At 73.8% G+C, this 7,651-nt stretch carries 8 protein-coding genes; 4 read left to right on the forward strand and 4 right to left on the reverse strand.

Annotated features, from left to right (window positions below; translation table 11 throughout):
• Window positions 1-1,235: 1,235 nt before the first annotated feature.
• The 3 genes from AB0B76_RS47645 to AB0B76_RS47655 form a co-directional block, all read right to left on the reverse strand.
• Window positions 1,236-2,411, reverse strand: coding sequence for a condensation domain-containing protein (locus tag AB0B76_RS47645; protein WP_360389265.1), 1,176 nt, complete (start codon window positions 2,409-2,411; stop codon window positions 1,236-1,238).
• 61 nt (window positions 2,412-2,472) lie between these two features.
• Entirely contained in the window at window positions 2,473-3,132 is a 660-nt protein-coding gene (locus AB0B76_RS47650) for a response regulator transcription factor (protein WP_360389268.1), read from the reverse strand.
• The gene (locus tag AB0B76_RS47655) at window positions 3,129-4,202 is read right to left on the reverse strand and encodes a sensor histidine kinase (RefSeq protein WP_360389271.1); all 1,074 of its coding nucleotides are present in this window, start codon (window positions 4,200-4,202) and stop codon (window positions 3,129-3,131) included. Before AB0B76_RS47655 ends, AB0B76_RS47650 begins: the two co-directional genes overlap by 4 nt.
• Window positions 4,203-4,273: 71 nt before the next feature.
• On the opposite strand from AB0B76_RS47655, the gene AB0B76_RS47660 reads away from it, so the two are divergent.
• The 4 genes from AB0B76_RS47660 to AB0B76_RS47675 are packed head-to-tail and all read left to right on the forward strand — an operon-like array spanning window position 4,274 to window position 6,627.
• Complete coding sequence (locus tag AB0B76_RS47660; RefSeq protein WP_360389273.1) at window positions 4,274-4,735, forward strand: PPOX class F420-dependent oxidoreductase; 462 nt, start codon at window positions 4,274-4,276, stop codon at window positions 4,733-4,735.
• Window positions 4,732-5,316, forward strand: coding sequence for a Crp/Fnr family transcriptional regulator (locus AB0B76_RS47665; RefSeq protein ID WP_360389275.1), 585 nt, complete (start codon window positions 4,732-4,734; stop codon window positions 5,314-5,316). The genes AB0B76_RS47660 and AB0B76_RS47665 overlap by 4 nt, the downstream gene beginning before the upstream one ends.
• A 40-nt stretch (window positions 5,317-5,356) precedes the next feature.
• On the forward strand, window positions 5,357-6,187 hold the full coding sequence (locus AB0B76_RS47670; protein ID WP_360389277.1) for a zinc-binding dehydrogenase: 831 nt from the start codon (window positions 5,357-5,359) through the stop codon (window positions 6,185-6,187).
• Window positions 6,187-6,627 (forward strand): pyridoxamine 5'-phosphate oxidase family protein, encoded by a 441-nt coding sequence (locus tag AB0B76_RS47675; protein WP_360389278.1) that lies wholly within the window; start codon window positions 6,187-6,189, stop codon window positions 6,625-6,627. The genes AB0B76_RS47670 and AB0B76_RS47675 overlap by 1 nt, the downstream gene beginning before the upstream one ends.
• A 137-nt stretch (window positions 6,628-6,764) precedes the next feature.
• Here AB0B76_RS47675 and AB0B76_RS47680 read toward each other — a convergent pair whose 3' ends face one another.
• Window positions 6,765-7,313: a hypothetical protein gene (locus tag AB0B76_RS47680; RefSeq protein WP_360389281.1), complete on the reverse strand. Its 549-nt coding sequence runs from the start codon at window positions 7,311-7,313 to the stop codon at window positions 6,765-6,767.
• Window positions 7,314-7,651 lie beyond the last annotated feature (338 nt).

A 7,651-nucleotide genomic window follows, 5' to 3' on the forward strand; every position in this document is an offset into this window, starting at 1 on the left:
CACCGCCCCCGACCGGGTCCGAGCCCGAATCCGCACCGTATCGCCCTGGTCAACGACTTGATCGACCACTATGGACACCAGCCCGGCGAACAATATCTTGATCAGATCGAAGCGCACCGCTGACACCCTGCCGCATCCTGATCAGCGAACCTCGATCGCCCCGGACACCACCGTCTTTGCGCCGTTTTCTTGACAGTCCCCTTATCGGGCTCGAAGTGGTGCGGAGTGTCCGGCTTATCGGGCTCGCGGCGGCGGGTTTGCCGAACGTATTTGTGCAGACGGGCGTTTCGTGTGGAGCATTGTTATTGGACGGCGGTGGTCCTTGGGATAATGCTCGGAGGCGTCGGCGGAATGCGCAATCCATCGGTTGGCGGGTCGTGGTGTCGGCGCGGAGGTGTGTCGGCGGACTGGTCGGGGTCGTCCATGTTGTGCGGTGGCGGGGGACCGCTGTCGTTGTCGGCGAATGGCGTGCTCCGTGGACCGGCGGTGCGGCAGCGCAGCCTGTTCGGCTGGTGGGTCCGACGGGGCCGGACGTTCGGCCTGCCCGGCGGGCGGGACCGGTGAGACGGGAGGTTCGGCTGGTGGGTCCGACGGGGCCGGACATTCGGCCTGCCCGGCGGGCGGGACCGGTGGGACGGGAGGTTCGGCCGGTGGGTCCGACGAGGCCGGACATTCGGCCTGCTCAACCGGCGGGACCGGCGGGGCGGGGTGTTCCGCCTCCTCAACGGGCGGTTCTGGTGAAGCCGGTGCAAGGGCCCGCTGCGCGAAGTACGCCTCCGCCGCCTCGACACTGCCGAACTTGTCGCACAGCTTCTTCCGGTGCCGCTGCTCGAGCCCCCAGTCCCGATGCCTCTCGTGTTCCTTCCGAAACTTCTCACCCCCCGGCGAATAATTACGCCGCCGAGTCGGATCCCGCATCGCAGTAATTTCGGCCCGACTGAACAACCCCCGCTGCCCCAACACATATCGATTATCCCAAATCACGCACGGCAACAGGATCCCGTTTCAAATAGCGCAAGACCGGGACCACCGAATGACGACCCGCACGAACCCGCCGGTAAAACACGGCCAAGAGGCATAACCGCAGGCAGCAACGAACAGGGACCACGCTTACCCATTGCGGGGGCCGGAGGCTCCCGCGCACCATCGGCCGAGCGTCGTTTCGTCAGCCCCCCGTCCAAGTAAAAGACCCGTCGGGGTATAAGTCGGATAAGTCGCGGCGCGGAGCGCCCGACTTATCCCACCAGCGACACCATGCAAACAGCAACGGCCTCCACCGAAGCCGGCGAGAAACACGCCGTGTCCACGTCGAAGAGCAGCCGCACGGCCCCGGGCACCCCGTCCACGTGCAGGAACAGCGGCTCCGTCGGACCCGGCTGGACCGACCACGTCAAGGCCGGGGACGGCGACCCGGCGCCGCCCGAAGCCACCGCCCGCCGGTCGTTGAAGCACGGGGTCGGGAGCGGCTCGGTCGCGTACGGGTCGTAGTAGGCGTACTTCCGCGCCGCCAGCGCCGCCCGTGACACCGCCGCCACCGCGTCCGGGAACGACGGCGGCACCGATGCTACGCACAGCCCGAGCTGGGCCAGCGGAGTGACCACATCGGACAGTCCCGGGCGGAAGCGGTTGCTGACCACCGGCCGCACCGCGATCGTCTCGCGGCCGGTGACCCGGGCCAGGGCCGCCATGTACGCCGCGAGCAGCACCGTGGACTCATCCGTGCCCAGGCGCGCCGCGGCCGCCGGCAGGCCGGTCGCGAGCGCGGCGGAGTCGAGCACGCACTTGCGGTACCGCTGCGGAAGGGCCGGCGCGGAGAACGGGGCCAGGCCGTCCGCGTGGCGCTCCCAGTGCCGCCGGGCCGCCGTGTCCTGCCGGGCGCCCGCGGGCGAGGCCTGCCACGCCGCCAGGTCCAGCGGCTGCGGGCCCGCCGGCGGGGACGGCTCACGGCGGGTCGACTCGGCGACCATGGCGGCCGCGCCCAGGCCGTCGGTGACCAGGTGCGGCATCACAGCGACCAGGCGGGCCGGTACGCCGCGGTCGCAGATGACGGCCATGCGCATCGGCCAGTCGGCGGCCAGGTCGAGGCTGGTCGCGCGGTAGCCGGCCTCGACCGACGCGGCGATCTCGGCCGGGTCGCCCCCGTCCGCCGGGACGACCTCGAGGACGGCGATCCCCGACGCGGCCACGTCCTGGCGGCCGTCCCGGATGCGGGTGCGGAACGACTGCCAACGCTCCATGGTGTACCGCAGCTCCGCCACCACGTCCGCGACGGTGGTACCGGCGGCGACCGGCCGGTGCCCGCCCATCGGCAGCCACGAGCGCTCCCGCCGCATGGCCTGCATGATCGCGCGCTGGCCCCAGGTCAGTTCCGCAGTACCGGAGCCGGAGCCGGTGAAGGGTACCGCCAACATACCCCTCAGGGTCGGCATCGCCCGGCCCCGCCACAAGTCTTGCGGTTGCCCGGCCGCGGTGCTAGAAGGCCGTCGGCCGCACCAGGCCGGACTCGTAGGCCAGGACCACCGCCTGGACACGGTCGCGCAGGCCGAGCTTGGCCAGCAGGTTCGACACGTGCGTCTTGACCGTGTGCTCGGTGACGTACAGGGCCGCCGCGATCTCCGCGTTCGACTGGCCCCGCGCCACCTCGCGCAGGATGTCGACCTCCCGCGGGGTCAGGGCGGCCAGGCGCCGGTCCGGGGCCCCGGCCGGGCGGCGGTGGCGCAGCACGTCGGCGATGAGGCGGCGCGTGACCGTCGGGGCCAGCAGCGACGAGCCGGCCGCCACGGTGCGTACCGCGGCCACGAGCTCGGTGCGGTGCATGTCCTTGAGCAGGAAGCCGCTGGCGCCGGCCTGCAGCGCGTCGTACACGTACTCGTCGAGGTCGAACGTGGTGAGGACGAGGACCCGGGCGTCCGTCGCGGCGCAGATCTCGCGCGTCGCCGCGATCCCGTCCATAACGGGCATGCGGACATCCATGAGTACGACATCCGGCGCTTCGCTCCTGGTCTTCTCCACGGCCTGGCGCCCGTCCGAGGCCTCGCCCACCACCAGGATGTCCGGCTGCGAGCCCAGGATCATGCACAGCCCGCCCCGCACCAGGTCCTGGTCGTCGGCGACCACCACGCGCAGGGTCACGGCCGCGCCGCCGCGGGCAGGGTCGCGGCGACCTCGAAGCCCGGCCCGTCCGTCCGCGGGCCGGTGCGCAGCTGGCCGCCGACCGCCTGCACCCGCTCCAGCATCCCGGACAGCCCGTGCCCGAAGACCGCGGCGCCGCCCCGGCCGTCGTCGCGCACGGTCACCGCGAAGCCGCCCTCGTCCGAGGCGAGCGACACCACGACCCGCCGGGCCCCCGCGTGCTTGACCACGTTGGTGAGCGCCTCCTGCACGACCCGGAAGGCCGTCGCCCCGACCCGGGGATCCAGCGTCGGTACCGCACCCCGCTCGAGGCGCACGTCGAGCCCCGTGCGCCGGGCGCGTTCCACGAGCGACGGTATCGCCTCGAGGGCGGCCGGCTCCGGCTCCCGCTCGCGCAGCACGCCGAGCGCGTGGCGCAGCTGCACGAGCGCCTCGCGGCCGGTCTCGGCGATGGCGTCGAAGGCGGCCTCGGCCCGGCCGGCGTCGGTGCGCACCACCGAGGCGCCGCCCTCGGCCTGCACCACCATGAGCCCGACCGAGTGGGCGAGCACGTCGTGCATGTCGCGGGCGATCCGGGCCCGCTCGTTCGTCGCCGCGGCCGCCTGCTCCTCGGTGAGCCGGCGGGTGCGCTCCTCCAGGAACGCGATGCGGTCGCGGCGGGCCCGGACCCCGGCGCCGAGCGCGTAGGCGGTGACGAACATCAGCCCGACGTACCCGAAGGACGGCGGGTTCTCCTGCGGCAGCACCAGGGAGATCCCGACCCCGGCCGTGGTGAGTACGATCGCCGCGATCCGCCAGGCCGGCGCGGCCAGTTCGGCCCAGGTGTACGTCGCGACGAGCTGCCCGTACGGCATGTCCGGCAGCACGTTGAGCAGCGACAGCCAGGTCGTGGCGATGCCGGTGACCAGCGCCACGAGGACCGGCGCCCGCCGCCGCCAGACGAGCGGCGCCGAGGCGAGCAGCCCGAGCAGGAGCGTGCCCGGGTCGAACGGCAGGTACCACACCGCGGGGAACATCGTCGCGGCCGCCACCGCCGCGGCGATGAGCAGGTCGAGGGCCCGGACGCGCATGCCGACATTCTGCCGCCCGGTTGCGTCGGCAAGCCTCCCTCGTGAGAGCCAGATCCGGGTACGGTCGGGACATGGCACGCAAAATCGCGACGAACGACCGCGTCGACCGGCCGGCGCTGCTCGAGTTCCTGGGTAAGCGCCACCACGGGATCGTCATCACCACCCGCGCCGACGGCCGCCCGCAGGCCTCGCCGGCGACGTGCGGGGTCGACACGGAGGGCCGGATCGTCGTCTCGACGTACCCGGAACGGGCCAAGGCGACGAACCTGCGCCGCGACCCGCGGGTGTCGGTGCTGGTCCTGTCCGACGACTGGAACGACGCCTGGGTCCAGGTCGACGGCACCGCCGAGGTCATCGACATGCCGGACGCGCTGGAGCCGCTGGTGGAGTACTTCCGGTGCATCTCCGGCGAACACCCCGACTGGGACGAGTACCGCCAGGCCATGCGCGACCAGGGCAAGTCCCTCATCCGCATCACGATCGACCGCTGGGGTCCGGTCGCGACCGGCGGCTTCCCCGCGCGCCTGGCGTGAACGGGTACGCGGCCCTGGATGCCGCGCTGGGCCGCTGGGCGCCGATCCCGGACGACGAGCTGGCCCGGGCGCACCGGATCTTCCGGGCGCACCGGGTGCCGGCCCGCACCCTGCTGCAGCGCGCCGGCGAGCCGTCGGAGCGGGTGTCGTTCATCGTGCGCGGCCTGACCCGCATCTACCTGGTGGGGGACGGCGGCGCCGAGCGGGTGCGGGCCTTCCGGGCCGAGGGCGAGCTCGTGTGCGCGTACGCGGCGGCCCTGCGCCGGGCCCCGTCGGCCGAGTTCATCGACACCCTCGAGCCGTGCGAGCTGCTCACCGCTACCCGGCCCGCGTTCGAGGCCCTCTGCGCCGGGCACCCCGCCTGGCAGGCGATGCTGAACGCCATGCACGAGCGGCTGTTCCTCGACGAGGAACGCCGCTCCCGCGACCTGCTCGGCGCCGACGCGGCCGCCCGCTACCGGGCCTTCCTCGCCGAGCGGCCGGCGCTCGTGGCGCGGTTGACGCAGCGGCAGATCGCGGCGTACGTCGGGATCACCCCGGAGGCCCTGAGTCGGCTGCGTCACTCCCCGGCGTTGATGTAGGTCAAGGCCGGGCGCCCGCCGCGACCCTAGCGTCGGGTCCATGAGCACACTGATGCACGCCGCCGGCGTCGAGGCGTTCGGCGAGCCGCTGCGCGAACTGGAACTGCCCCGCCCGGTCGCCGGCGACGGCGAGGTCCTCGTGCGGGTCCGCGCCGCGGCCGTCAACCCCGCCGACGCCGGCATGGTCGCCGGCCGGTACCGCTGGGCCGAGCCGGTCCGCTTCCCGCTCGTCCCCGGCTACGACGTGGCCGGCGAGGACGCCGCGACCGGCGCGCCCGTCGTCGCGTTCACCCTGCACAAGACGACCCAGCGCGGCGGGTACGCCCAGTTCGTGGCCCTCCCCGCCGACCTCGTGGTGCCGCTGCCGGACGGCGCCGACCCGGTCGCCGCGGCCGCCCTGCCGCTGGCCGGCCTGACCGCCTGGCAGGCCCTCGACGCGCTCGGCGACGGCGTGCGCACCCTGCACGTCAACGGCCGCGGCGCCGTCGGCGCGTTCGCGAAGGCCCTCGCGCCCGGTCGCGGCCTGGAGGTCGTCGACGACGGGCCGGTGGACGCGGCCCTGGACGTGGTCGGCGGCGAGCGGGCGCGGCAGGCGTTCGCGCGGGTGCGTGACGGCGGCCGGTACGTCACCGTCGTCCCCGAGTTCTGGGTGCCCGGCGGCCCGTTCGCGGCGGAGCGCGGCATCGGGCCGCGGGTGGTCTCGGCGCGGTACGACCGGACCCAGCTCCTCGGCGTCGTCGAGCGCTTCGCCGCCGGCACCCTGCGGCCGGCGATCGGCGACGTGCTGCCCCTGGCCGAGGTGGCGGAGGCGCACCGGCGCCTGAGCCGCGGCGTGCGGGGCAAGCTCGTGCTGGAGGTAGGCTCCGCCTGATGGATCTCGAGGCGTACGCGCGGCAGATGCTCGACGAGAACCGGTACGTGGTGCTCGGCACCGCGGACGCCGACGGCGAGCCTTGGGTGTCGCCGGTGTTCTACGCGCTGGACGGGTACGCGACGCTGTACTGGCTCTCGGACCCCGGCACCCGGCACTCGCGCAACCTGCTGGCCCGGCCGCGGCTGAGCCTGGTCGTGTACGACTCGAACGCGCCGATCGGCGGGGCGAGGGCGGTCTACATGAGCGGGCGGGCCGAGATCGCGGCGGAGGGGCTGGACGCGTACAACCGCGGCTGCCTCGCCAAGGGCGCGCAGGCCTTCACGGCCGAGAAGATCGCCGAGGGCGGGCCGTTCCGGTTGTACCGCGCGAGCGTCGACCAGCACTGGGTGCTGGACCCGACGCTGCCGCGCGACGGGCGCACGGCGGTCACGCCGTAGTTCGCTTCCACCGTGGTCAGTCGTCGCGCACAACGGCGCGGCTGCGCGTCGCGTGCACGGCGGTCACGCCGTAGTTCGCTTCCGCCGCTGTTAGTCGTCGCGCACTACGGGGCGGCTGCGCGTTGGGTGTGCGGCGGTTACTCCGTAGTGAGTTCCCACCACAGTTCGCCGCCACGCACCACCGTCGGGTACCACAGCCCGACGGGTCGGCCGCGTTCGAGCGCGCCGGCGACGTCGGCCAGGTAGGCGCCGTACGACGGCCAGCCCTGGGAGAAGCCGGCGGCATCGGAGTTGGGCGCGATGCCGACGCGGCCGCCCGCGCCCGGACGCTGGTCGATGACCTGGTAGGTGCCGTCGATGCCGCCGCAGGGCCACCATTGCTCGTGCCACCAGGGCTCGGTGTTCCACGGCTGGACGGTGAACCCGTCGACGTCAGCGGCCACCTCCAACCGGATCCGCCGGAACTCGAGCACCTCGGCCAGCGACAGCGGCTCGCCCTCGGGCAGCAGCGGCGTCCACGTCCGCAGGCCGTCGTGGCACAGCAGCCCGGCCGCCAGGTCGTCGGGCAGGTTCGTCGCGGCGACCGCCGCCGGCTCAGCCGGCGAGGCCAGTGCGGCCGCACTGACAGGCGCGAACTCGGCGAGCCAGGCGTCGATGCGCGCCCACGCGGCCCGAACGGCGTCCATGGGTGGCGACAGTACCGCGGCCGGCGGGTGAGGGCGGCCGCACTGACCGGCGCGGACTCGGCCGGCTGGGCGTCGGTGCGCGCCCCCGCGGCTCGCGCGGTGTCCATGGGGTGGTGACGGTTGCAGCGGCCGGGGGGCCATGGGTGTCGGACGGTTGCTGGGGCCGGGCCGGCCGTGCTGACCGGCGCGGACTCGGCGAGCTGGGTGTCGGTGCGCGTGCACGTGGCTCGCGCGGTGTCCATGGGTGGTGACGGTTACAGCGGCCGGCGGGGTCCATGGGTGGCGGACGGTTACTGGGGTCGGGCCGGCCGGGCCGGCCGTGCTGACCGGCGCGGACT

Source organism: Dactylosporangium sp. NPDC049140 (assembly GCF_040648435.1).